The organism is Streptomyces sp. SID3343, from assembly GCF_009865215.1.
In the GTDB taxonomy this organism is placed as follows: Bacteria; Actinomycetota; Actinomycetes; order Streptomycetales; family Streptomycetaceae; genus Embleya.
The window spans coordinates 1-713 of the sequence record NZ_WWJX01001410.1 but is presented as its reverse complement, the minus strand read 5'-3'; the positions used below and the strand labels follow the sequence as shown (position 1 = coordinate 713).

General features: G+C 72.5%; 1 protein-coding gene. It reads left to right on the top strand.

Annotation, left to right across the window (positions count from 1 at the left end):
- Window positions 1-713, top strand: a 713-nt coding sequence (locus GT354_RS44650; RefSeq protein ID WP_161362987.1) for an SDR family oxidoreductase, incomplete at both ends; no start/stop codon positions are given.

Here is a 713-nt window from a genome sequence, read left to right as displayed (position 1 = left end):
GCCGCCCGCGACGTCGAGGCCGCCGGCGGGCGCGCCCTCGCGATCCCCACCGACACGGCGGACCACGCCCGGGTGGAGGCCGCCGCGGACCGGGTCGAGGAGGAGTTCGGGCCGATCGACGTGTGGGTCAACGTGGCCTTCGCGTCCGTGTTCGCGCCGTTCGCGCAGATCACTCCCCAGGAGTACGAACGCGCGACCGCCGTCACCTATCTCGGCTTCGTCAACGGAACCCGGGCCGCGCTGTCGCGGATGCGCGCGCGTGACGCCGGCACCGTCGTCCAGGTGGGCTCGGCGCTCGGCGAGCGCTCCATCCCGCTCCAATCCGCGTACTGCGGCGCCAAACACGCGATCAACGGCTTCACGTCGTCGGTGCGCACCGAACTCCTGCACGACAAGAGCAAGGTCAGGATCACCGTCGCGCAGATGCCCGCCGTCAACACCCCCCAGTTCTCCTGGGTCCGCTCGCGCCTGAGCAGGACGCCGCAACCGGTACCGCCCATCTACCAACCCGAGATCGCCGCCCGCGCGGTGCTGTTCGCCGCCGACCATCCCGCGCGCAAGGAGTACTGGGTCGGCGCCTCCACCGTCGCCACCCTGCTCGCCAACCGCGTCGCGCCCGCGCTGCTCGACCGCTACCTCGCCCGCACCGGCTACGCCTCACAGCAAACCGACCGGCCCACCCCCGCCGACCCCGCGGACAACCTGTGGGAGCC